Origin of the sequence: Vibrio sp. SCSIO 43137 (genome assembly GCF_028201475.1) — a bacterium.
Taxonomy (GTDB): Bacteria; Pseudomonadota; Gammaproteobacteria; order Enterobacterales; family Vibrionaceae; genus Vibrio.
In genome coordinates, this window is record NZ_CP116383.1 from 1,922,767 (window position 1) to 1,945,658 (window position 22,892).

Annotated in this window: 22 protein-coding genes and 1 other annotated feature; of the genes, 16 read left to right on the forward strand and 6 right to left on the reverse strand. The window is 47.1% G+C overall.

What is annotated here, in order from left to right:
• Positions 1–16 precede the first annotated feature (16 nt).
• Both PK654_RS09000 and rnm read right to left on the reverse strand, forming a co-directional pair.
• Entirely contained in the window at positions 17–637 is a 621-nt protein-coding gene (locus PK654_RS09000; protein WP_271695257.1) for an L-threonylcarbamoyladenylate synthase, read from the reverse strand.
• Complete coding sequence (gene rnm / locus PK654_RS09005; RefSeq protein WP_271695258.1) at positions 637–1,512, reverse strand: RNase RNM; 876 nt, start codon at positions 1,510–1,512, stop codon at positions 637–639. The genes PK654_RS09000 and rnm overlap by 1 nt, the downstream gene beginning before the upstream one ends.
• Before the next feature lie 141 nt (positions 1,513–1,653).
• Positions 1,654–1,754, forward strand: a sequence feature (Trp leader region).
• Positions 1,755–1,846: 92 nt separating this feature from the next.
• On the opposite strand from rnm, the gene PK654_RS09010 reads away from it, so the two are divergent.
• The 15 genes from PK654_RS09010 to PK654_RS09080 all read left to right on the forward strand — a co-directional run bounded on the left by PK654_RS09010 (position 1,847) and on the right by PK654_RS09080 (position 16,281).
• Positions 1,847–3,427, forward strand: a complete 1,581-nt coding sequence (locus tag PK654_RS09010; protein WP_271695259.1) for an anthranilate synthase component 1 — start codon at positions 1,847–1,849, stop codon at positions 3,425–3,427.
• A gap of 5 nt (positions 3,428–3,432) precedes the next feature.
• Positions 3,433–4,011, forward strand: coding sequence for an aminodeoxychorismate/anthranilate synthase component II (locus tag PK654_RS09015; protein ID WP_271695261.1), 579 nt, complete (start codon positions 3,433–3,435; stop codon positions 4,009–4,011).
• Positions 4,012–4,056: 45 nt separating this feature from the next.
• Positions 4,057–5,055 carry an anthranilate phosphoribosyltransferase gene (gene trpD, locus PK654_RS09020; RefSeq protein WP_271695263.1) on the forward strand — a complete coding sequence of 333 codons (999 nt, stop codon included), beginning with the start codon at positions 4,057–4,059 and terminating at the stop codon, positions 5,053–5,055.
• Between the two features lie 2 nt (positions 5,056–5,057).
• A complete protein-coding gene (trpCF, locus tag PK654_RS09025) occupies positions 5,058–6,455 on the forward strand; it encodes a bifunctional indole-3-glycerol-phosphate synthase TrpC/phosphoribosylanthranilate isomerase TrpF (RefSeq protein WP_271695264.1) in 1,398 nt (465 codons plus the stop codon).
• Between the two features lie 9 nt (positions 6,456–6,464).
• The gene (gene trpB / locus PK654_RS09030; protein WP_271695265.1) at positions 6,465–7,655 is read left to right on the forward strand and encodes a tryptophan synthase subunit beta; all 1,191 of its coding nucleotides are present in this window, start codon (positions 6,465–6,467) and stop codon (positions 7,653–7,655) included.
• Positions 7,655–8,461 carry a tryptophan synthase subunit alpha gene (trpA, locus tag PK654_RS09035; protein WP_271695267.1) on the forward strand — a complete coding sequence of 269 codons (807 nt, stop codon included), beginning with the start codon at positions 7,655–7,657 and terminating at the stop codon, positions 8,459–8,461. Before trpB ends, trpA begins: the two co-directional genes overlap by 1 nt.
• 283 nt (positions 8,462–8,744) lie before the next feature.
• The gene (locus PK654_RS09040) at positions 8,745–10,040 is read left to right on the forward strand and encodes a dicarboxylate/amino acid:cation symporter (protein WP_271698844.1); all 1,296 of its coding nucleotides are present in this window, start codon (positions 8,745–8,747) and stop codon (positions 10,038–10,040) included.
• Between the two features lie 131 nt (positions 10,041–10,171).
• Positions 10,172–10,708 (forward strand): septation protein A, encoded by a 537-nt coding sequence (locus tag PK654_RS09045; protein ID WP_271695268.1) that lies wholly within the window; start codon positions 10,172–10,174, stop codon positions 10,706–10,708.
• Between the two features lie 104 nt (positions 10,709–10,812).
• Positions 10,813–11,214 (forward strand): acyl-CoA thioester hydrolase YciA, encoded by a 402-nt coding sequence (gene yciA / locus PK654_RS09050; protein WP_271695269.1) that lies wholly within the window; start codon positions 10,813–10,815, stop codon positions 11,212–11,214.
• Between the two features lie 112 nt (positions 11,215–11,326).
• Positions 11,327–11,623: a YciI family protein gene (locus PK654_RS09055; protein WP_271695270.1), complete on the forward strand. Its 297-nt coding sequence runs from the start codon at positions 11,327–11,329 to the stop codon at positions 11,621–11,623.
• Positions 11,624–11,625: 2 nt separating this feature from the next.
• Complete coding sequence (locus tag PK654_RS09060; protein ID WP_271695271.1) at positions 11,626–12,033, forward strand: GspS/AspS pilotin family protein; 408 nt, start codon at positions 11,626–11,628, stop codon at positions 12,031–12,033.
• 156 nt (positions 12,034–12,189) lie between these two features.
• Complete coding sequence (locus tag PK654_RS09065) at positions 12,190–13,335, forward strand: ABC transporter substrate-binding protein (RefSeq protein ID WP_271695272.1); 1,146 nt, start codon at positions 12,190–12,192, stop codon at positions 13,333–13,335.
• 12 nt (positions 13,336–13,347) lie between these two features.
• Positions 13,348–15,036 (forward strand): ABC transporter permease, encoded by a 1,689-nt coding sequence (locus tag PK654_RS09070; protein ID WP_271695274.1) that lies wholly within the window; start codon positions 13,348–13,350, stop codon positions 15,034–15,036.
• Complete coding sequence (locus PK654_RS09075) at positions 15,002–15,649, forward strand: ATP-binding cassette domain-containing protein (RefSeq protein WP_271695276.1); 648 nt, start codon at positions 15,002–15,004, stop codon at positions 15,647–15,649. The genes PK654_RS09070 and PK654_RS09075 overlap by 35 nt, the downstream gene beginning before the upstream one ends.
• Positions 15,643–16,281 (forward strand): CDP-alcohol phosphatidyltransferase family protein, encoded by a 639-nt coding sequence (locus tag PK654_RS09080; RefSeq protein WP_271695277.1) that lies wholly within the window; start codon positions 15,643–15,645, stop codon positions 16,279–16,281. The genes PK654_RS09075 and PK654_RS09080 overlap by 7 nt, the downstream gene beginning before the upstream one ends.
• 54 nt (positions 16,282–16,335) lie before the next feature.
• On the opposite strand, the gene pepT is transcribed toward PK654_RS09080, so the two are convergent.
• The 4 genes from pepT to PK654_RS09100 form a co-directional block, all read right to left on the reverse strand.
• Positions 16,336–17,574, reverse strand: a complete 1,239-nt coding sequence (pepT, locus tag PK654_RS09085) for a peptidase T (protein WP_271695278.1) — start codon at positions 17,572–17,574, stop codon at positions 16,336–16,338.
• Between the two features lie 27 nt (positions 17,575–17,601).
• Entirely contained in the window at positions 17,602–18,540 is a 939-nt protein-coding gene (locus PK654_RS09090; protein ID WP_271695279.1) for a class I SAM-dependent methyltransferase, read from the reverse strand.
• A gap of 4 nt (positions 18,541–18,544) precedes the next feature.
• Positions 18,545–19,225: a TIGR01621 family pseudouridine synthase gene (locus PK654_RS09095; RefSeq protein ID WP_271695280.1), complete on the reverse strand. Its 681-nt coding sequence runs from the start codon at positions 19,223–19,225 to the stop codon at positions 18,545–18,547.
• A 158-nt stretch (positions 19,226–19,383) separates the two neighbouring features.
• On the reverse strand, positions 19,384–20,838 hold the full coding sequence (locus PK654_RS09100) for a sodium-dependent transporter (RefSeq protein ID WP_271695283.1): 1,455 nt from the start codon (positions 20,836–20,838) through the stop codon (positions 19,384–19,386).
• A 523-nt stretch (positions 20,839–21,361) separates the two neighbouring features.
• Here PK654_RS09100 and cls point away from each other — a divergent pair.
• Positions 21,362–22,816: a cardiolipin synthase gene (gene cls / locus PK654_RS09105; RefSeq protein ID WP_271695284.1), complete on the forward strand. Its 1,455-nt coding sequence runs from the start codon at positions 21,362–21,364 to the stop codon at positions 22,814–22,816.
• The last annotated feature ends 76 nt before the right edge of the window (positions 22,817–22,892 follow it).

Sequence of the window (22,892 nt, forward strand, 5' to 3'; positions counted from 1 at the left end):
TCTTCTTTTCTCAGCTTTATTCAAATGGTGTGGTATCTCCTGACCCGACTCTGGCAACAACCGGTTCATCTTCACTAAAATCGATAACCGTGGTTGGCTGTTCACCTAAGTAGCCACCATTCATAATCAAATCCACTGAGTGCTCAAGCTTATCCCTGATATCTTCAGGATCGGACTCAGTATCGCTGTTACCCGGAAGGATCAGAGAAGTCGACATCAGCGGCTCACCCAGAGCTTCCAGCAGATCCAGCGCAATCTGGTTGTCTGGTACACGGATACCTATGGTCTTCTTCTTCGAGTTCATCAGACGTCGCGGTACTTCTTTTGTGCCTTTAAAAATAAAGGTGTACGGGCCCGGCGTATTATTTTTCAACAAGCGAAATGCTGTGTTATCTACCCTTGCATAGATAGAGAGTTCAGATAAATCACGGCAAAGCAGAGTAAAATTGTGTTTATCATCCAGCTTACGGATTCGGCAGATTCGATCCAGTGCCTGCTTGTTTTCAAGCTGACAACCCAATGCATAACCGGAATCGGTCGGATAAACCACCACACCCCCATTACGGATTATTGCAACAGCCTGATTAATCAGCCTTGCCTGCGGGTTTTCCGGATGTAAGTAAAAAAACTGGCTCATTATTGCTCCTCACTGCTGAAGGACTCAGCATTTTCTTGCGGGGTAATACCCCAATCCTGCCATATAGGTGTTACACCAGAGGGTAACCAGAGGTTCCTTCCCAACTCCGTCCACGGAGAGGGATAATGAAAATCAGACCCCTGAGAGGCTAATATATTGTATTGTATAGCATAATCCGCCAGATTGCGCCTATCTTGTTGCGCTTGTTGCGGTAAAGCCACTTCCATGGCGTCACCGCCCGCTTCGGTAAACGCACTAATTAGACGTTTTATCCATTTTGCTGTCAGGTTATAACGTCCCGGATGAGCCAGCACCGCCTGCCCGCCAGCCTGATGGATCGCTTCTACAGCTTCCGCCATTGAGCACCAGTTAGGAGGCACATAACCGGGGTTATTACGGGTCAGGTACTTCTTAAACACCTGTTGCATGTTTTTCACATGCCCCTTAGCCACCAGCCATTTAGCAAAATGAGCACGGGTAACCGGCGCACCGGCCGCAATATCTAATACTTCATCGTATACCGGAACACCCAGAGCTTTTGACAGGCGCTCGGCGATCAGTTTTGAACGCTCTACTCTTCTCTGCTGCTGTTGCTCAATCAGACCTTTAAGCTGTTGATTTTCAGTGTCCAGATTCAAACCGACAATATGAATATCTTTATTCTGCCAGACCGTTGAAATTTCGATGCCACGAATTAACTTAATCGCAAGATTATTGTCTGCAATATGCTGCTCTGCCGGCGCCAGACCTGCCAGCGTATCATGATCCGTTATTGCTAAAACCTGAATACCAAATGACACCGCTCTGTCGATAAGTTGCTGCGGAGAAAAACCGCCGTCCGATGCATTTGTATGGCTGTGTAAATCTATTTTCATTAAACTCTTGACTTTAGTCGAAAGTACTAGTTTACTAGTACGCAATTCGGAACAGGAAATAATGCGATTATGTTACAAGAAACTTTGCAAAAACCTAGCACTATTGTTACAGAGATCATCTCAGTGATGGTTCTTTCTGTTGTTGCTTGGTGGCGTATGTGGATGACAAGTAGCGGGCATTAGTTTCACAGATTTCATTATCAGGATATTAATAAGCCCGCTTTAAAAGCGGGCTTTTCAGTTTAGAACAAACACCAGATTCGACATATTCTTAATTGAAAGCAAACAAATTAAGTAGTTTACGGTCAGCGATTAAATAGAATGAGGAGGTCTTATGAATAAGGCCATAGAAATAAAGCAAGTTGGACAGTTAGATATTGTTTCTCTCTCTGTCCCTTATACCGCCGACCCGACAAGGCTGTTTCAGGCACTTTGCAGCGGTAAGCAGAACAGCCTGCTGCTGGAGTCAGCAGATATAGATTCCAAACAAGATCTTAAAAGCATGCTGCTTATCGATGCAGCGCTAAGAATTGAATGTAACGGTAATCAGGTCACCTTCTCTGCCCTGTCAGACAACGGCCGGCACGCCCTGACACGCATTGCTGCGCACGCTCAGGGCGATGTAGGAATAGAGCAGACCGATTCTCAGCTTCTGCTTACCTTCACCCCAGCGAACCCGGATCTTGATGAAGATAGCAAGCTGCGCGAAGCCTCCTCTTTTGACGCCCTGAGATTAGTACAACACAGCTTCAAGTCAACTCAGCAAGATGCTGACGCAGAACATGACTTCTCGCTGTTTCTGGCGGGACTGTTTGCATTTGATTTAGTGGCAAACTTTGAACCACTTGGCGAAGCCGTAGCCAGCAACCAGTGTCCGGATTATGTTTTCTATCTGGCTGAAACCCTGATGACCATTGACCACCAGCAGGAGTCCTGTTTTGTGCAGGGTACCGTTTTTGACGGAACAGAGCAGACTAAGCAGCAGATCTCATATCGGTTAAAGAAAATATCTGAACTAAGCACCAAACCGGCACCACTGGAAGAGACGGTAAAACTAGCTCAGTGTGAACCCATTGCTAGTGTCTCAGATGAAGCCTTCTGCCAGACAGTAACTGACTTAAAAGAGTTTGTGGTTAAAGGGGATGTTTTTCAGGTAGTGCCTTCGCGTCGCTTTACCCTGCCTTGCCCTTCTCCTTTGGCGTCTTACCAGAAACTGAAGCAGAACAACCCAAGTCCTTATATGTTCTATATGAACGATGAGCTGTTCACCCTGTTTGGCGCCTCTCCGGAAAGCGCCCTTAAATATGATACCCGCTCAAATCAGGTAGAAATCTACCCTATCGCCGGAACCCGTCACCGTGGCAAAAACGCAGATGGTTCTATTAACCCGGATTTGGATGGCCGCATTGAACTGGAACTGCGTAGCGACAAAAAAGAGAACGCAGAGCATATGATGCTGGTTGATTTGGCGCGAAACGATGTTGCCCGTATTTCTGCACCCGGTACTCGTCATATCGCTGACCTGCTGAAAGTCGACCGCTACAGCCATGTAATGCACCTTGTCTCCCGTGTTGTCGGCCAGCTAAGACCTGATTTGGATGCACTGCACGCCTATCAGGCCTGTATGAATATGGGAACCCTGACCGGCGCACCAAAAATCCGTGCCATGCAGTTAATCCGTGATGTGGAAAAGCAGCGCAGAGGCAGTTACGGCGGCGCCGTAGGTTATCTTACCGGGCGGGGCGATCTGGATTCCTGCATCGTTATTCGTTCAGCTTATGTTGAAAATGGTGTGGCGCAGGTTCAGGCAGGTGCAGGAGTGGTTTATGACTCAGACCCTCAGGCAGAAGCCGATGAAACCCGCGGTAAGGCACAGGCGGTCATCTCCGCCATTCAGGCAGCACACAAGGAGTAACAGAGATGGCTGATTTAATTTTTGTAGATAACTTTGACTCCTTTACGTACAACCTTGTTGACCAGTTTCGTTCATTAGGTCACAGTGTCACAGTGTACCGAAACAGCGTTAACGCCCTCAGCATTGTACAAGCCGTGCAAGAAAAGGAAAAACCTGTGGTTGTTCTCTCTCCGGGACCCGGTGCGCCTTCTGATGCAGGGTGTATGCCTGAGCTGATTCAGAGATTGAAAGGAAAAGTGCCGGTGATAGGCATCTGTCTTGGTCATCAGGCCATCGTTGAAGCCTATGGCGGAACTGTGGCAGGAGCCGGTGAGATTATGCACGGCAAAGTGTCTGAAATGCGTTACCAGCCACACGCAATATATCGCGACCTGCCAAAGACTCTGGCTATCGCCCGTTATCACTCTCTGGTTGCGACTTCAGTGCCAGATGAGTTGACGGTTACCGCCGATGTTAATGGTTTGGTGATGTCAGTGGTTCATGACCGGGACAAAGTGTGCGGTTTTCAATTTCATCCGGAATCCATTATGACAACTCATGGTGCCAGACTGCTGGAAAATACCATTGAGTGGGCTCTCAGTTAACTTATGCAAACGTGTCAGAATTAATATCATTTTAAGGGAAGTAAGATGCAGAACATTTTCAATAAACTTTACCAACAAGCGTCACTGACTGAGCAAGAGAGTCAGCAGCTTTTTGACAGCATCATTAAAGGCGAAATGGATCCGGTATTGCTGGCATCTGCACTCACAGCGCTGAAGATAAAAGGTGAAACCTCAGATGAGATTGCAGGCGCAGCAAAAGCGCTGCTGGCAAACGCCTCACCTTTCCCCCGCCCTGACTACGATTTTGCTGATATTGTAGGTACAGGAGGAGACGGTTCAGATACCTTTAATATCTCCACAACGGCTGCCTTCGTTGCTGCCGGTTGTGGGATAAAAGTTGCCAAGCACGGAAACCGTGGTGTTTCCAGCAAATCAGGGTCATCAGATCTTCTCGATGCCTTCGGTATCAATCTTGCCATGAGCGCAGAAGATACCCGTAAAGCGGTAGACGATATTGGCGTAGCATTTCTGTTTGCCCCTGAATACCATCAGGGTGTACGCCATGCCATGCCGGTCAGGCAGGCGATGAAAACCCGCACCATCTTTAATATTCTCGGCCCGCTGATTAATCCGGCGCGACCAAATATTGAACTGATGGGAGTGTACGACCCGTCTCTTATCCGCCCGATTGCAGAAACCATGGCCAAAATGGGCATGAAACGTGCCGCTGTGGTGCATGGAAGCGGCCTTGATGAAGTGGCGATCCACGGCTCAACACAAGTAGCAGAGATCATTGATGGTGAGATAACCGAGTACACTCTCACACCAGAAGATTTTGGTGTTGAAACACAGCCTCTTGAGGCAATTAAAGGTGGCACACCAGATGAAAACAGGGCTATTGTCACCAATATCCTGACAGGAAAAGGCACTCAGGCCCAGCTTGGCGCCGTCGCAGTCAATGTTGCCCTGCTACTTCGCCTGTTCGGAGAGCAAGATCTGAAAGCCAACACACAAAAAGCCATTCAGGTAATGAACTCAAGCAAAGCCTTTGAGTTAGTACAACAGTTAGCGCAACGAGGTTAATTATGTCACAGCAGTTCAGCCAGAAAAGCCGGGATATGGCTCAGGTACTGATTAAGATTGTTGAAGAGAAGAAGCTGTGGATTGAAGCGAGAAAAAAGGCGCAGCCACTTGAGAGCTTTATCGATAGCTTAACACCATCGGATCGCAGCTTTTATCAGGCTTTTTCACCGGAAAGAACCGCCTTTATTCTCGAGTGCAAAAAGGCCTCACCTTCAAAAGGTTTGATTCGTGATGATTTTAACCTCGACTATATCGCCTCGGTTTACAAAGATTATGCCAGCGCCATTTCGGTACTGACAGACGAGAAATTTTTTCAGGGTAACTTTGATTTTCTCCCTCAGGTGAGGGCTCAAGTTACTCAGCCTGTATTGTGCAAAGATTTTATTATTGACCCGTATCAGGTCTACCTTGCCCGACACTACAAGGCGGATGCTATATTGCTGATGCTCTCCATCCTAAACGATGAGGAGTATCGTGAACTCGCTTCACTGGCCCATTCACTGGATTTAGGCGTTCTGACAGAAGTGAGCAACGAGCAGGAACTTGAGCGGGCCATTGAGCTGAATGCCAAAGTGGTGGGAATTAATAATCGCAACCTGAGAGATCTCTCTATTGATCTCACCCGTACACGCCAGCTTGCTCCTAAATTGCCTGCAGATACCGTTGTGATTTCTGAATCTGGTATTTATACCAATCAGCAGGTGCGGGATCTCAGTCAGTATGCCAACGGCTTCCTGATCGGCAGCTCGCTGATGCAGGAAGACAATCTTGAACTGGCAGTAAGACGCGTGCTTATCGGTGAAAACAAGGTTTGTGGCCTGACTCATCCGGACGATGCTGCTGCGGTCTATCAGGCTGGTGCCGTGTATGGCGGGCTGATTTTCGCAGAGAAATCGAAACGAAAAGTCGATAAAGAACAAGCACGGCTGACCATGAGCGGCGCCCCGTTAAACTATGTCGGCGTATTTCAGAACCAGACACTGAAAACGGTGAATGATACCGCGACAACTCTGGGGTTAGCTGCGGTTCAGCTACACGGCGATGAAGACCAGGGTTTTATTAACCAGCTAAGAGAAATATTGCCGCATAGCTGTCAAATCTGGAAAGCGTACGGAGTAAGTGAGCAAATACCGGCGCTGATAGAGAACGGCGTTGACCGTCACCTGCTGGACAGCAAGGTTGGATCTCAGTCGGGGGGAACCGGTCAGCAGTTCGACTGGTCACTTATCGGCACAACACAAAATATTATGCTGGCGGGCGGACTTAACCCTGACAACGTTAAGCAGGCAAGTCAGTTAGGCTGTCTGGGACTAGACCTCAACTCAGGTGTTGAGTCCGCTCCGGGTAAAAAAGATAAAGCCCTTATCGACAGCGCATTTCATCAGATTAAAGACTATTAAGGAAACAGCATGGCGAAGCTAGATGCCTATTTTGGCGAGTACGGTGGTCAGTTTGTACCACAGATTTTAGTTCCGGCATTAGAGCAGCTGGAACAGGAGTTTATTGCTGCACAGCAAGACCCGGAGTTTCATAGTGAGTTTATGGGCTTACTACAGGAGTATGCCGGACGCCCGACAGCCCTGACTTTGTGCAGAAACCTGACCAAGAGAACCAAAACCAAGCTCTACCTGAAAAGGGAAGATCTTTTGCACGGTGGTGCCCATAAAACCAATCAGGTATTGGGACAGGCACTACTGGCAAAACGTATGGGTAAAAAAGAGATTATTGCAGAAACCGGTGCCGGACAGCACGGTGTCGCCACTGCACTGGCCTGTGCCCTGCTGGACTTAAAATGCCGCGTTTATATGGGCGCCAAAGATGTTGAACGTCAGAGCCCGAACGTATTCCGTATGAAACTGATGGGTGCCGAAGTCATTCCGGTTCACTCAGGCTCTGCCACCCTTAAAGATGCCTGCAACGAAGCACTGCGTGACTGGTCTGCCAGCTATGAGCAGGCTCACTACCTGCTGGGTACGGCCGCCGGCCCTCACCCGTTCCCGACCATTGTGCGCGAGTTTCAGCGAATGATTGGTGAAGAGACCAAGAATCAGATTCTGGCAAGGGAAGGACGCCTGCCAGACGCCGTTATCGCTTGTGTCGGTGGTGGTTCGAACGCCATCGGTATGTTTGCCGACTTTATTGAAGAAGAACAGGTTGCCCTTATTGGTGTGGAACCTGCCGGTAAAGGTATCGACACAGACCAGCACGGCGCACCGCTGAAACACGGTAAAACCGGCATTTTCTTTGGTATGAAAGCACCACTGATGCAGGATCAGCACGGTCAGGTCGAAGAGTCCTACTCTGTCTCTGCCGGCCTTGATTTCCCGTCTGTCGGTCCGCAGCACGCACACCTGAATGCGACAGGCCGCGCCAGCTACGACTCTGTGACCGATGACGAAGCCCTCGAAGCATTTCAGGCTCTGGCAAAGAATGAAGGCATTATACCTGCCCTTGAGTCTGCTCATGCACTGGCTCATGCAGTGAAAATGGCAAAGGACTCACCGGATAAAGAACAGCTGCTAGTGGTCAACCTTTCCGGCCGCGGTGACAAAGATATCTTTACCGTTCACGATATTCTGGATCAAAAAGGAGCGCTTTAATGGACCGCTATCAATCACTTTTTCAGCGCTTAGAGCAAAACAAGCAAGGTGCATTTGTTCCTTTTGTCACTGTTGGCGACCCGGACAGGGAGCTCTCTCTGAAGATCATCCGGACTCTGGTTGAATCAGGTGCCGATGCTCTTGAACTTGGCATTCCCTTCTCAGATCCGCTAGCTGACGGCCCGACCATTCAGGGCGCAAATATCCGGGCGCTGGATTCTGGTGTAACCCCACAAATCTGCTTTGAGCTGATTGCTGAAATCCGTAACCAATATCCGGAGCTACCCATCGGCCTTCTTATGTATGCCAACCTTGTATACTCAAATAGCGTAGAGCATTTTTATCAGCGATGTGCCGAAGTAGGTATTGATTCGGTGCTGATCGCCGATGTACCAACTAATGAAAGTGCTGAGTTTACTCAGGCGGCTGAAAAGCATGGCGTACAGCCGATATTTATCGCACCACCGACGGCCAGTGATGAAACCCTGAAAGCGGTGGCTGAGAAGAGTAAAGGTTATACCTATCTTCTCTCCCGTGCCGGTGTGACCGGTGCAGAAACCAAGGCCAATATGCCCGTTTCACAGCTGATGGATCGCCTCAATCAGTTCAATGCGCCTCCTGCCCTGCTGGGATTTGGTATATCGCAACCAGCACAAGTTAAAGAAGCTATTGAGTCCGGCGCTGCAGGTGCTATCTCAGGTTCTGCTGTGGTTAAGATTATTGAAACAAACCGTGATGAGCCGCAGTTACTTCTGGACACACTGGCCGATTTTGTACGTTCAATGAAAGCAGCAACTAAACTGTAAGCAGAGTTAATTCAAAACTCTTCTCTTCAACCCTCAGATACTAAATTCAAGTGTCTGAGGGTTACTTTTCTCTAGCCGAACAATAGCCTTGGTGAATATTATTCACCTAAAAACATTCCGTTAACTAAAGTGTTGCAGTGATCTCATTTCGCTTCTCTGCTGGTTTTGTAAACCTTAACCTAAATCATTTTATGCTCATTTGGCCTTCAGAATAATTTGATAATTGATATTGAACTGTGTAAAAGGTTTGCGGGATTATTATCTGGGTTTTGTTAACCATTCGATACTAATCGCCAAATTAGTTCATTTTCCACGCACGGAGGTTGTCGTAGTGGCTGAAAAGAAAAACTTATTAACTAATATTGGTGTGCAGGTTGTTATCGCCATGATTCTGGGTACCCTTGTTGGTGCCGTCATGGGTGGTTCTGCTGCCATGTTTGCACCGCTGGGTGCTATTTTTATCAACTTAATCAAGATGCTTGTTATCCCATTGGTTGCCGTTGCCCTTATCTCAGGTGCTGCAGGTCTTGGTGACAGCCACTCGGCTGGTAAAGTTGGTGTAACTACTCTGGGCTTTTTCGCACTGACTTCAGCTCTGGCCGTTGCGCTGGCTCTGATTATGGGTGAAGTATTCCAGCCGGGTATCGGCATTGATGTAGCTTCTGTAGAAGGTATGTTCTCAGCAGAATACGCATCTAAAGGCGAACTACCAACGTTCTGGGCAACGATTGTAGGCATGATTCCTACTAACGTATTCCAGTCATTGAATGAAGCTAACATTCTGCAAATTCTCGTTTTCTGCTTATTCTTTGGTATCGCTGTTTCTAAACTTGAGAAAGAGCGTCGCACTCCGCTGATGAATGGTGTTAACGCTATTGTTGACGCTATGGTGTGGATGATCAATAAAGTAATGGTGATCGCTCCTATCGGTGTATTTGGCCTGATGGCTGAAGCGGTTGGTACCTTCGGCTTTGGTGCACTGATGGTTGTGTTCAAGCTGTTCGTGGTTTACGTTGCTGCTATTCTTATCTTCGGCTTTATTGTTTATCCGGCGCTTATTCAGGTGTTTACTAAGACATCTGCCCGTAAGTTCCTGACAATTATGAAGAAGCCACAAGCGGTTGCACTTTCAACTGCCTCTTCAATGGCGACTCTTCCTGTTACATTGGACGCGGTAGAGAACGAGCTTGGTGTTCGTAACTCAACGGCTTCTTTCGTTCTGCCGCTGGGTGCGACCATCAACATGAGTGGTAACGCTATCTACTACGGCCTGGTTGCTATCTTCTTTGCTCAGTTGTTCAACATCGACCTGAGCATGGGTGCTTACATTGCCATCATCGTGACTGCAACTCTGGGAGCTGTTGGTCAGGCGGGTGTGCCGGGACCATCTTTCCTTGTTGTAGCGGTACTGCTGGCTGCAGGTATTCCAATTGAAGGTCTGCCACTGCTGTTCGCTCTGGACCGTATCTTCGATATGATCCGTACGGCACTGAACATCACGGGTGATGCTGCTTGCGCCGTAATCGTAGACTCAATCATCGAAGAAGAAGCAGCAGAGCTTCAGAAACAAGAAGCTTAATTACCCTGTTTCCCGATTTAAAAATGGCCGCTATGCGGCCATTTTTTATGCCCCTGAACCGTCAAACAGTTTTGTAATTGCCTCAAATTCGTTAAACTGTAGCCAGTCTTATACGTAGCCGTTGTAATAACATGAAACAACTTATTGATTTTATTCCCCTGATTATCTTTTTTATTCTGTATAAAACTCAGGGTATCTATGCCGCCACTGGCGCACTTATCGTGGCAACCGCCATTCAGATCGCACTGACTTACTTTCTTTACAAAAAAATTGAGAAAATGCAGATTGTCACTTTTGTGATTGTGGCCATTTTCGGTGGTATGACCATCTTCTTCCGTGATGACAACTTTATTAAGTGGAAAGTCACCATTGTTTACAGCTTATTCTCTGTGGGGTTAATCGTAACTCACCTGATTGGCAAGCCTGTTATCAAAGGTATGCTTGGCAAAGAATTGACACTTCCCGACGCTGTCTGGGCCAAGATAAACTGGGCATGGGTCGTTTTCTTTGCTTTCTGCGCCGTATTGAATGTTTACGTCGCATTCAGCCTACCTCTTGATGTGTGGGTTAACTTTAAAGTATTCGGATTGCTGGCGGCCACGCTGGTGTTCACTCTTCTTACCGGCTTATATATCTATAAGCAGATGCCTAAAGAAGAATCTAAGTAACGGCCTGCTAGCAAAAGCAGGGTCTACCCCATCTTTATTTATTTAGTTGCGAAAAGAACTTCAGCCTCTTTTCGCAACACGTCAGTAAAATAAGAAGAAATTAAATGGAAGCAGTAAAACCAATTAATCCCCGCGGTGAACAGATCACCCGTACACTCGCTATGCCAAGTGACACCAATGCCAACGGTGATATCTTTGGCGGCTGGATTATGTCTCAGCTCGATCTGGCCGGAGGCATTCTGGCAAAAGAGATCTCCCGTGGCCGAATTGTCACCGTCTCTGTATCAGATATCACGTTTAAAAAACCGGTTCGTGTCGGAGACGTGGTTTGCTGCTATGGTGAATGCAGTAAAATCGGCAGAACTTCAATGTCCATTGACTTAGAAGTATGGGTTAAATCCGTGAACGAAAATGGTGTCGGTGACCGCTTTAAAGTTTGTGAAGCAACCTTTAACTATGTTGCCATTGACAGCGAAGGCCGTCCCCGCCCGGTAAAACCGGCTTAAGGTCACGTTTATACCCTCCGGCTTAACTCAATACACGCGTCGGGAAGCGACTTGGGTATAATAAGCCGTTATTAAAAGAAGGCCGATACACTCAAGTTATAAGGAAACGAATATGTGGTATGTCATTTTTTCTCAGGACGTTGAAAACTCATTACAGAAACGCATGGGAGTAAGAGAAAAACACCTTGCCAGATTACAACAGCTTCAGGACGAAGGTCGCCTTCTTACTGCTGGTCCTATGCCTGCTATCGATTCGGAAAACCCGGGCGAAGCAGGGTTCACAGGCTCGACTGTAATTGCAGACTTCCCTTCGCTGGAAGAAGCACAACAGTGGGCAGATGCAGACCCATATATTGAAGCGGGTGTGTACGAAAAAGTGATTGTGAAACCATTTAAGAAAGTATTTTAATAATGAAATATAGATTTCTACTGGCTCTGACCACTGTCGCTCTACTGGCAGGTTGTAGCGCCACAGCAGACAAGCAGAAGCAGGTTGAAGCCATTGCCAAACATAGGGCAAGTGTTCTCTCCAGTAGCCTTCCTATAGAACATGGTCCGCTGACCATTATGCAAGCCAAAGCTAAAGGTAACGCCGTTGAACTTATGATGCTTTACAACAGTGAAGGCAGCATGTCAGCTCAGAGTCTGGTCAATAACAGCATCTCTGGTTACTGTAATGATAATGAAGTTAAAGCCAATCTGGCACACGGTATCATCTACAATATCAAACTAAGAAGCCCCCGCGGCCAGCTACTGTTAGAAAAAGTTATATCTCAGGAGAGTTGTGCTGCACTCTCAGATAGTGAAGCCAAACAATAACCCCTGAAAAAAGAGCACATTGAGTGCTCTTTTTTATCCCTGCTCTGTTTTCATCTACTATTTTTCATTCATAATGAATGAAATACTCATATTCTCCGGTCAAATGATTGATGGCCTGTATAGGCGCAATAGAAACTCTATTCTGAAAGGAATCCTATGAAAAAAATCGCATTATTAACGGCTGCTCTTATCAGCTTTTCATCCGGTGCCGCCACGGAAGCAGAATGGCAGGAAATAGAACAGAAAGCTAAAGGACAAACCGTCTATTTTCACGCCTGGGGCGGTAGTCAGGAGATCAACGCCTACCTGAAATGGACGGCAGAGCAGTTGGAATCGAAATATGATATTGATTTCAAGCATGTAAAAGTGAGTGATATTGCCAAGACAACGGCTCAGCTTGTAGCGGAAAAAGCCGCAGGTAAGGAAAGTAGTGGTAGTGTCGATATGGTATGGATTAATGGTGAAAACTTTAAGTCCATGAAGAACAACGACCTGCTGTACGGACCATTTGTAAATAAGCTTCCAAGCTGGAAATTTGTAGATAAATCACTGCCCGTTGACAGCGATTTCTCAGAACCGACCGATGGCCTTGAAGCCCCTTGGGGTGTTGGTCAGTTAGTGTTTATTCACGACACACAAACCCTGAACAATCCACCGGCTTCATTTTCAGAGCTACTAAGCTACACCAAAGCCTATCCGGGTAAAATCAGCTATCCTAAACCGCCACAGTTTCACGGCACCAGCTTTCTTAAAGCTTTGCTGATTGAACTGACCAACAGCGATCCATCTCTTTACAAACAAGTTAACCAGAAAGACTTCGATATTGTCACGCAGCCACTATGGCGCTACCTGGATGAGTTGCACAAAAACGCATGGCAGCAAGGCAAGCAGTTTCCGTCTGGTTCATCTGAGATGATTCAGTTACTGGATGACCGTCAGCTTGACCTGAGCATAACTTTCAACCCGAATGCGGTTTTCTCAGCGCAGAACAGCGGTAAACTGGCTGAATCGACTCAGGCCTATGCTATGGAAGCGGGAGCTCTGTCTAATATCCATTTCCTTGCTATTCCGTTTAATGCATCGGCTAAAGAAGCTGCGTTAGTTTCAATTAACTTCCTGCTAAGCCCTGAAGCGCAATCACGTAAAGGAGATCTTTCAATCTGGGGTGACCCTTCTGTGCTGGAAAACCAGTATCTGCAGGGCAGCGCTAAAAATACCCGACTGTTTAAGTCTCTTCCTGAGCCACACCCGAGCTGGCAGGTTGCTTTAGAAAGAGCGTGGCTGGAAAGATACGGGAAATAAGATTTAATCCGTATGTTACGTCTGGTATACCTGATACTGATCTTTGTCTGCATTACACCGATTGTCCCCGGGGCAGTCGGTGTGGTGCTCTCCTCTCTCAGCTATGTTCCGCCTATCGGGCTGAATCATTTTTCCCTTGGTGGCTTTGCTGATGTATTTCAGTGGAGTGCAGTCTGGCAATCCATCACCCTGACGGTGATCACTACCATCCTTAGCTGTTGCCTTAGCGCATTGCTCTGCTTCTCGATTTTGCAGGCCAGTTGGCAACATAAACGCTGGGGCTGGGTTGAGAGACTACTCTCTCCGTTATTAGCAATGCCTCATGTGGCCTTCGCTATCGGTTTTGCCTTTCTGTTTTCTCCGACAGGTTTGCTCTCCAGAGGGTTGACCGCCGTGCTGGATGCCGGCTCTGTCTCTTTTCTGGTCAAAGACCCCTACGGCCTTGGCTTATCCGTCGCCCTTGCACTAAAAGAGGTGCCTTTTTTGCTGCTAATGAGTATTCCGATACTTAAACAGCTAAAGATCCGCCAACTGAGTGCCGTGACCTCCAGCCTTGGCTACTCACCGGCTCAGTTCTGGTGGAAAGCCGTTTTCCCTCAGTGGTTCAGCCGTATGCGCTTTCCCCTGATAGCGGTTATTGCCTATGGCGCCTCTGTAGTTGATATTGGTTTGATTCTAGGACCAACAAACCCACCCACGTTCGCAGTCCTTGTGTGGCAGTGGTTCTCGGAGCCAGATCTCAGCCTGTTCCCGAGAGCGGCAGCCGGTGCTGTCGTACTGTTTGTTATCTGCTGTCTGCTTATCGGCTTACTGCGTCTGACTGAGTGGCTGATAACGGCTAAGTTCCGTCGCTGGCTAACCTCAGGTAGGAAAGGCCTCAGTCTGCCCGGTAAAAGTATTCTTACCCTGCTGCTGGCAGTCAATCTGTTTATTATTCCGGTGACCGTACTCTGGTCATTTGCCGCCAGATGGCGTTTCCCGGATCTTCTACCCAGCCGCTTTTCACTGCGTTTCTGGCAGACAGAATGGAGTAGCGTGCTACCAACCATTCAGGATAGCCTGACACTAGCGCTACTCTCATCTTCTGTTGCTCTGCTACTGGCTCTGGTTGCTCATGAATACCAGAAAAAACATAAGCTGCATATTCCTAATCTGGTGATAGCTTTACCTATTTTGGTGCCTCAGCTGTCACTGCTGTTCGGTATTCAGGTCACCACCCTTTATCTGAACTCCGGCAGCTATTACTTCTGGGTGGTCTGGTCGCATATCTTTTTTGCTTTTCCTTATGTCTTTCTGGCTCTGGATGGCCCGTGGAGAAGCTATGATGACGGCTATACTAAAACGGCGCTCAGTCTGGGCAAAAGCCCACTTTATGTCTGGTTTAAAATTAAAATGCCGATTCTGTTTTCCGCCATTATGTTTGCATGGGCAACGGGAGCCAGTGTCAGTCTGGCTCAGTATCTGCCGACACTTATGCTGGGCGCAGGACGAATATCAACAATAACAACAGAAGCAGTTGCACTCTCCAGCGGCTTTGATCGCAGGGTAACTTCAATTTACGCCATCTGGCAGGCACTGCTTCCATTTATCTTTTTTGCTTTTGCTTTCCTTGTCAGCCGTATACAAGGCAAAGCCATTTATTATCGCCGAAGGAAAGTAATTAATAATGACTCTTTCGCTAAAAAACCTCGTCATTTATAACTCAGACAAAGAGAAGTTGTTTGATCCGGTCAGCATTGATGTTCAGCCGGGACACATCTTATCTTTGATGGGACCAAGCGGATGTGGTAAGTCGACTCTGCTCAGCGCCATTGCCGGACATTTGAGTGAGGATTTTCACTACCATGGTGAAATTACGCTGGACAGTGTGTCGCTGGATTCACTGCCGGCTCATAAAAGACAAGTTGGTATTCTTTTTCAGGATGATCTGCTGTTCCCCCACCTTAGCGTTGTTGAAAATCTGGCCTTTGCCCTGCCCGACGCCATAAAGGGAGAAGAGAGAGATAAACAGGCGCTTCAGGCTCTCAGCAAGATTAAGCTGGCTTCACTGGCGAACTCTATGCCGGATCAGATTTCCGGAGGTCAACGGGCACGGGTAAGCCTGGTCAGAATGTTACTGGCGAGGCCAAAGCTAGTTTTGCTGGATGAACCCTTTAGTAAGCTGGATAAAAACCTGCGCGAGGAGTTCAGGGAGTGGGTATTCGGTCAGATAGCCGATGCTAACGTTCCTGCGCTGCTGGTGACTCACGACAGTGCTGACGTCCCCTCTTCCGGTCGCTGCCTGACCTGGCCATGGATGGAACAAGTATGCTAGACAGATTTGCCATTAAGATTATACGCGCTCCCCTGACATTGACGGCTAAAGGGCTGGATAAGCTTGGTGTTACTGCCAATCAGGTAACCCTGAGTGGTTTTATCGTCGGCTGTTTTGCCCTGCCGGCACTCTATTTTCAATACTATCTGCTGGCATTAGCCCTGATTGTCATAAACCGAATTTTTGACGGTATAGATGGTGCCCTCGCCCGCAGGCAGGGAATTACTGATTCCGGTGGTTTTCTGGATATCAGTCTGGATTTTCTTTTCTATTCTCTGGTGCCGTTTGGCTTTATCCTTGCCAACTCGGATCAGAATGCCGTTGCTGGTGCCTTCCTGATTTTTTCATTTATCGGTACCGGCTCCAGCTTCCTTGCCTTTGCCGTAATGGCAGGGAAGCGGGATATAGAGAACCCAGTTTATAAAAATAAGTCTCTTTACTATATGGCCGGGCTTACGGAAGGGACGGAAACCATCGCCTGTTTTGTTCTGCTCTGCCTGTTCCCTGATTACTTCTCAGTCATTGCCTACACGTTTGCCACCCTTTGCTGGATAACAACAGCAAATCGTATCTGGGCTGGCTTTACTACCCTGCGTGATATAGAAAAAAGCGATATAGCGAAAGCAGAATAACAAAAAGCCCTTTTAGTAACCGGACTAAAAGGGCTTTTAATTCAATGATGATTGTTACTCTACAGAGTACTGTTTCTTAGCTACATTCTCTGCCAGCTTAACAATCACTTCTACCGCCTGCTTCATACCATTGATAGTAATAAACTCATGAATACCGTGGAAGTTATAGCCACCGGTAAAGATATTCGGACAAGGCAGTCCCATAAAGGAGAGTCTTGCACCATCAGTACCACCACGGATTGGGGTAATATCAGGTTCCACACCCACTTCCAGCATAGACTGCTTGGCAAGCTCGATAATGTATGGATGCGGTTCAACCATCTCTTTCATATTAAAGTAGCTATCACTTAGCTCGACTTCAACGCTACCTTTCTCAAGCTGGCTATTCAGCTCTTCAACCTTCTGCTGCATAAAGCCCTTGCGCTTCTCCAGCCCTTCTCGTTCAAAGTCACGAATAATGTAATTAAGCTCTGTTCTGGCAATACCTGATTTAATAGAAGTAAGGTGATAGAAACCCTGATAACCATCAGTACATTCCGGAGTTTCATCCGCAGGCATCATAAGCTGGAACTGAGCGCCGATATTCATCGAGTTAACCAGCGTATCTTTTGCGGTTCCCGGATGCACACTAACGCCATGACAGATTACCTTAGCGCTACTTGCATTGAAGTTTTCGTACTCCAGTTCGCCAACAGATCCGCCATCAATGGTGTATGCCCACTTAGCTGAGAATTTATCTACATCAAACAGATCAGCACCACGACCAATTTCTTCATCAGGAGTAAAGCCGATGCAGATATCACCGTGTTTAATTTCAGGGTTGTTGATCAGATACTCAACGGCAGTAAGAATTTCAGCAATACCTGCTTTGTTATCTGCACCAAGCAGAGTTGTGCCGTCGGTAGTTATCAAATCGTGACCCAGTAACTTATTCAGCTGCGGGTACTGTTGCGGGCTCAGTTTTTCACCGCTGTCACCCAACAGAATATCGCCGCCCTGATAATCTTTTACGATTTGCGGAGAGACATTCTTACCGGACTCATCGGGAGCGGTATCCATATGAGCAATAAAACCAATAGCAGGTACATCTTGTCCGCAGTTGGACGGCAGTTTTGCCATCAGATAGCCATTGCTATCAAGGGTAACGTCAGACAGGCCAAGAGCCGTCATCTCTTGTTTTAGCTTTTCTGCCAGAACCATTTGCCCCGTGCTACTTGGGCACTGAGGGTTTTCGCCGTCGGACTGAGTATCAAATGCTACATAATGTAAAAAACGATCAACTAAGTTTTCCATTTTTCTTCTCTTCTTATAAAACAGGCGCTACTGCACCTTAAATACTAACGCTTTCAAACTGGAGTCATCATCGATATCCCTGAACTCAGGCGGGTTGTCCAGCCTCTGCTCAAAGCTGAGTTGCGGGGCTTCCTGCTTCATTGAGTCAATAAGAAAGTCCGCTGTCACTGAAGGTGAATTCACACAGGCCAGCACTTCGCCATCTGCCGTTAGCAGCTCAGGTAGCCTGCGCAGGATTTTTTTATAATCTTTAGTCAGGGCAAAACTACCTTTCTGAAACGAAGGAGGATCGATAACAATCAGGTCATAAGGGCCGCTTTTACGGATTTTTCCCCATGATTTAAAAATATCGTGAGCTAAAAATGAGACTTTTTCTAACGGATGGTCATTCAGTCGGTGGTTGTCTCTGCCTTTACTCAGGGAAGCTTTAGCCATGTCGACATTGACTACCTTTTCTGCCCCGCCTTTAATTGCAGCAAGGGAGAAGCCACAGGTGTAAGCAAACAGGTTAAGCACCTTTTTGCCAGCACTTCTCTGTTCCACCCACTGCCGGCCGAAACGCATATCCAGAAACAAGCCGAAATTCTGATTGCGGCCTAAGTGCAATTGGTACTTGAGACCATTTTCCGCCACCTGAGGAGCGTTATCAGCTTCTCCCCAGATAATTTCCGTTGGCGCCCCTGCTTCGTATCTGTGTTGCAATAAGATTGTTTTGCCTGACTTCTCCTGCCAAATGCTGCTCTCAGTAAGGCTTAACAAGGATTGGCGCAGAGCCTGAAGGAAATCGTCTTCCTGCGGCTTAAATACCGCAACCACCAACTGCCCTTGCAGCCAGTCGCAGGTAAGCTGCTCAAGCCCTTCCCAGCAGCGTCCGCGGCCATGGAACAGACGGCGGATCTCATCCGGAGCGCTTTCAAGTTGTTGAATAAGATGTGAACGGAATGTCTCTAATTGGGATAACTTCATAATTCTATTTAATTTTCGGCCAGTTAAGTTGCCACGGTGATGACCACTGCTCTAATACTGAATCGGCAATATCTGACTGCCATAGCTGCCCTTGTTCAGGACGGCAAACGAAGCAGTAATCTATATCGTTTAGGGTAAATTTTAAGGCATAGGCATGGAGATAACCGCGGTCAGCAGCGGAAGCAGTATTGTAAATCGGATCTCCGACTATTGCTGATCCCACGGACTTGAGGGCAACTCTGATTTGGTGTGTTTTACCACTGTATGGGCGGCAAAGGAAAAAGCGTTGGCCAGGACTTCCCGGTTTAGAAAAGAACTGAGTGACCGCCGGGTTCTGTCTGCTCTTCATTAGCTTCCATGATGAGCGGCGTGAGCGCTGCATATCACCTGAGATCAGGCCCTGTTTCTTTTTCGGCTTGCCCTCTCCGATAGCCAGATAGTATTTCTCAATCTTTCTGTCAGCAAACAGCTTAGCCAGTTGACTGGCAGACTCTGAACTTTTTGCCAGCAGCAGCAGACCTGACGTCATTTTATCCAGCCGATGCACCAGATAGAGTTTCTCTACATCCAGCTTCTTCGCCACCTCATGCAACAACATAGTCTCGCCGTCGTCTTTGTGAACGCTAACATTGGCATGCTTATCTATAACGACAAAATCATCACACTGGTGGTGTATATCAAACATATCTTCAGCTCCTTAACAGCAGCAGAGTATACGCTTTTATAATTCAGATGCGACATTTTATTCTTGTAACCCAGATGCCGTTTTAGCAGACAAAAAAAGGAGCTCCCGTAGGAACTCCCTTTTCAATCCCGTTGACCACGAGTGTGGTCACACAGATTTTATAGTTTCTTCGAGAAGATCCCCGCCAGCGCAATGATACCTATACCCAGTAGCATAATTTCACCTTTGCCACTGTCGAAGCCGCCTTTAATACCTGAGAATGCTACGATAGCAACCGCTACAGGGATAACGAACTTAACAAGGTTGTACCACAAGCCAAACAGAGGGAATGACACTTTACCGTCGTTAGTGATCTCTTTCTGCAGATCTTCACGGCTCATACGCCAGCCGGCAAAGATACATACCAACATACCGCCTACCGCAAGGAAGATCTTATCTGTCAGCAGATCAAAGATATCAAATACACCGGTTTCAAACAGTTGCGGACCAACACCACCCAGAGACAGGGAAGCAAAGACACACATAATTGCCATCACAGCACTCGCCAGCAATACTGCCGAAGGACGTTTCATACCCTTCTCATCGATAAGGTAAGATACAACCACTTCAAGCAGAGATACTGATGAAGTCAGTGCTGCAACACTCAGGGCAACAAAGAACAACAGAGCCAGAAGCACACCGATAATGCCGCCCATTTCAGCAAATAGCTGAGGAACAACCACAAATACCAGACCCGGACCTGCAGACGGTTCCATGCTGAAAGCAAACATAGCAGGGAACATTGCCAGACCAGCCAGTAGTGCAACACCAGTATCCATTGCTGTTACCATAGCAGTAGTCTGAACCAGGTTCTCTTTCTTCTTCAGGTAGCTACCATAAGTCAGCATACAGCCCATACCCAGACTTAGTGAGAAGAACGCCTGACCAAGAGCAGCCAGTACAACACTACTGTCAACTTTGGAGAAGTCAGGGCTGAACAGGAACTCAACACCTGCATAAGCGCCCGGAAGAGTAAGACCTTTCACAGCAACCAGAATCAGGATCAGGAACAGCAGCGGCATCAGGATCTTACCGGCTTTCTCAATACCGCCGGAAATACCTTTAACAACCACCACTACGTTTAGCAGCAGGTAAATACCCATCCAGATCAGAGGCTGAACCGGATCAGAGATAAAGCCGCCAAAACTGTCGCCGATGGCTTCAGGCGTGCTTAACAGACCTGTTGCTACTTTCTGAACATAGGCAAGAGCCCAGCCACCAACAACCGGATAGAAGCCCATAATAAGCAGGCCACTCACTACACCGATTACGCCGACAAACGTCCAGCGGCGATCCGTTGATTTAAAAGCACCAACAGCAGAAAGACCGGTCTTACGACCAATAGCAAACTCTGTCAGCATTACGCTGAAACCGATAAAGATTACGAAAAGAAGGTAGATAGCTACGAAAGCACCACCACCGCTCTCACCAGCGGTATATGGGAACTTCCAGATATTACCAAGACCAACAGCAGAACCCGCTGCTGCCATAACAAAGCCAAGCTTTGATCCCCAGGTATCACGAGTCTTGCCGTTCGAGTCCTGAGCGGGTGTGGATGAATTACTTAGTGCCACGGTTACTCCAAAATTTGATGTTTTAATGTTGTGTTTGCATCAGGGCGTCTTAGAGTGATGAGTGTAAACATAATTGTAAAAATTATTGTACATTCTTAAAGGTTATTAGTGACGCTCCTTGTATAGCAAGTAAAACAGTTTGCGATTAGAATTGGAACCCCAATGAGTATATTTTTCGTTAATTATGTTAATTATTAACTTTAAATGCTCTAAATTTGAACAATGTCATCTTTCTTGCCTGAAAAATCGTCAATTACAGTGATGTTTAACTGTTTGCCTATCCAACTGCTTTCAATGCGTCACTAATCGCATATCTAAGTCTTGTATAACTTTGCTTAAAAACAAGCCTTTTTGTTAACAAAAATAAGCCCTTGCGCACAATATTTCGCCTACCCGCTATAAAATGACTCTATTAACAATTTTTATTAGTAAATTGTTGCTTTTGTTAAACATACACAGATTAAAATCGTATACTGATAAATTGGTCTAAGTAGTTACTTATACGGAAAAATTCAGAAAACAGATGGAACAGATTTATCAATTAATCACGCTTATCAGTGTTGCCCTTTACTGGGTGTTGGTTGCCGGTGTAACTATCCGAGTTGTGCTGCGTCGCCGGGCTGTAAGTGTATCTCTCGCCTGGTTGATGATTATCTATATTGTTCCGGTGTTCGGCGTATTCTGCTACTTCCTGTTTGGTGAGCTAAATCTGGGAAGAAAAAGAGCGGAGCGAGCCAAACAGATGTTTTCTCCCTTTGGCGACTGGTTTAATCAACTTCACGACTGCCAGGCTCATCTGCCTGACCTGATGAGCCCTCAAATTAGCAAGATTGATCAACTCTGCACCAACCGAATGAGCATTCCTGCTTTATGCGGAAACGATCTGTCACTTAAATCTTCTCCCGATGACATTCTGCTCTCCATTATTAAAGATATTGAATCTGCCCGGCGCCAGATAAGAATGGTGTTCTATATCTGGCATCCGGGCGGGCTGGCGGACTCCGTCGGATCGGCACTGATAAAAGCAGCTAAAAGAGGCGTTGAAGTTAACCTTCTGCTCGATTCTGCTGGTAGCCACCGCTTCTTTAAAAGCCATTGGCCGGCCATGATGCAGCAAGCCGGGATAAGGGTAGAACAAGCTCTGGCGGTAAGCCCGTGGCGTGTATTTCTACGCCGGCTGGATCTCAGACAACACAGAAAAATCGTGGTTATTGATGATGAGATAGCCTATACGGGCTCAATGAATATGGTTGACCCCGCTTTCTTTAAACAGAATGCCGGTGTTGGCAAATGGATCGATGTTATGCTCCGCGTCACCGGCCCTACGGTGAACGTATTATCGGCGATACATTCATGGGACTGGGAAGTTGAAACGGGTAAAAGAGAGTTCCCTGTACTGCCGGAGTGCCTGTTAGACAATAGCTCAGCGGCAATGCCTATTCAGGTTGTACCTTCAGGCCCCGGCATGCCGGACAATCTTATTCAACAGGTTCTGACCCTAACCATTAATCAGGCTCAGAAAAATGTAAGAATAACTACTCCTTACTTTGTTCCCAGTGAGGAGCTGCTGGAAGAGCTGAAGATGACGGCGCAGCGAGGAGTCTGCGTTGAGGTGATTATACCAAAACACAACGACTCCCTTATGGTTCAGTGGGCGTCAAGGGCTTTCTATCAGGAGCTGCTGGAAGCGGGTGTCAGAATATACGAATTTGAAGGCGGATTACTGCATACCAAATCGGTTGTGGTTGATGAGATGTACTGCCTTGCCGGAACAGTAAACCTGGATATGAGAAGTTTGTGGCTTAACTTCGAACTTACTCTGGCTATCGATAGTGTCGCCTTTACCAAGCAGATGCACGCCCTTCAACAGGAGTATATTGAATCATCTGATGCAGTCAGTCTGGAGCAATGGTCAAAACGTAAAGTTCACTACCGCTTCTTTGAGCGTATTTTCTTCCTGTTTAGTCCGCTGTTGTAACATCCCCAATTTACCTTCTATCCATGTCACAAGGCTGCAGTTATACCCGCAGCCTTTGTTTTATAGCCATAAGAGC

Coding starts and splice junctions, on each gene's coding strand:
- cls (WP_271695284.1), top strand. CDS start 21,362: ATGGAACAGATTTATCAATTAATCACGCTTATCAGTGTTGCCCTTTAC.
- PK654_RS09010 (WP_271695259.1), top strand. CDS start 1,847: ATGAATAAGGCCATAGAAATAAAGCAAGTTGGACAGTTAGATATTGTT.
- PK654_RS09075 (WP_271695276.1), top strand. CDS start 15,002: ATGACTCTTTCGCTAAAAAACCTCGTCATTTATAACTCAGACAAAGAG.
- PK654_RS09080 (WP_271695277.1), top strand. CDS start 15,643: ATGCTAGACAGATTTGCCATTAAGATTATACGCGCTCCCCTGACATTG.
- PK654_RS09090 (WP_271695279.1), bottom strand. CDS start 18,540: ATGAAGTTATCCCAATTAGAGACATTCCGTTCACATCTTATTCAACAA.
- yciA (WP_271695269.1), top strand. CDS start 10,813: ATGGAAGCAGTAAAACCAATTAATCCCCGCGGTGAACAGATCACCCGT.
- PK654_RS09045 (WP_271695268.1), top strand. CDS start 10,172: ATGAAACAACTTATTGATTTTATTCCCCTGATTATCTTTTTTATTCTG.
- rnm (WP_271695258.1), bottom strand. CDS start 1,512: ATGAAAATAGATTTACACAGCCATACAAATGCATCGGACGGCGGTTTT.
- trpCF (WP_271695264.1), top strand. CDS start 5,058: ATGTCACAGCAGTTCAGCCAGAAAAGCCGGGATATGGCTCAGGTACTG.
- PK654_RS09015 (WP_271695261.1), top strand. CDS start 3,433: ATGGCTGATTTAATTTTTGTAGATAACTTTGACTCCTTTACGTACAAC.
- PK654_RS09000 (WP_271695257.1), bottom strand. CDS start 637: ATGAGCCAGTTTTTTTACTTACATCCGGAAAACCCGCAGGCAAGGCTG.
- PK654_RS09095 (WP_271695280.1), bottom strand. CDS start 19,225: ATGTTTGATATACACCACCAGTGTGATGATTTTGTCGTTATAGATAAG.
- trpA (WP_271695267.1), top strand. CDS start 7,655: ATGGACCGCTATCAATCACTTTTTCAGCGCTTAGAGCAAAACAAGCAA.
- trpD (WP_271695263.1), top strand. CDS start 4,057: ATGCAGAACATTTTCAATAAACTTTACCAACAAGCGTCACTGACTGAG.
- trpB (WP_271695265.1), top strand. CDS start 6,465: ATGGCGAAGCTAGATGCCTATTTTGGCGAGTACGGTGGTCAGTTTGTA.
- PK654_RS09065 (WP_271695272.1), top strand. CDS start 12,190: ATGAAAAAAATCGCATTATTAACGGCTGCTCTTATCAGCTTTTCATCC.
- PK654_RS09070 (WP_271695274.1), top strand. CDS start 13,348: ATGTTACGTCTGGTATACCTGATACTGATCTTTGTCTGCATTACACCG.
- PK654_RS09060 (WP_271695271.1), top strand. CDS start 11,626: ATGAAATATAGATTTCTACTGGCTCTGACCACTGTCGCTCTACTGGCA.
- pepT (WP_271695278.1), bottom strand. CDS start 17,574: ATGGAAAACTTAGTTGATCGTTTTTTACATTATGTAGCATTTGATACT.
- PK654_RS09055 (WP_271695270.1), top strand. CDS start 11,327: ATGTGGTATGTCATTTTTTCTCAGGACGTTGAAAACTCATTACAGAAA.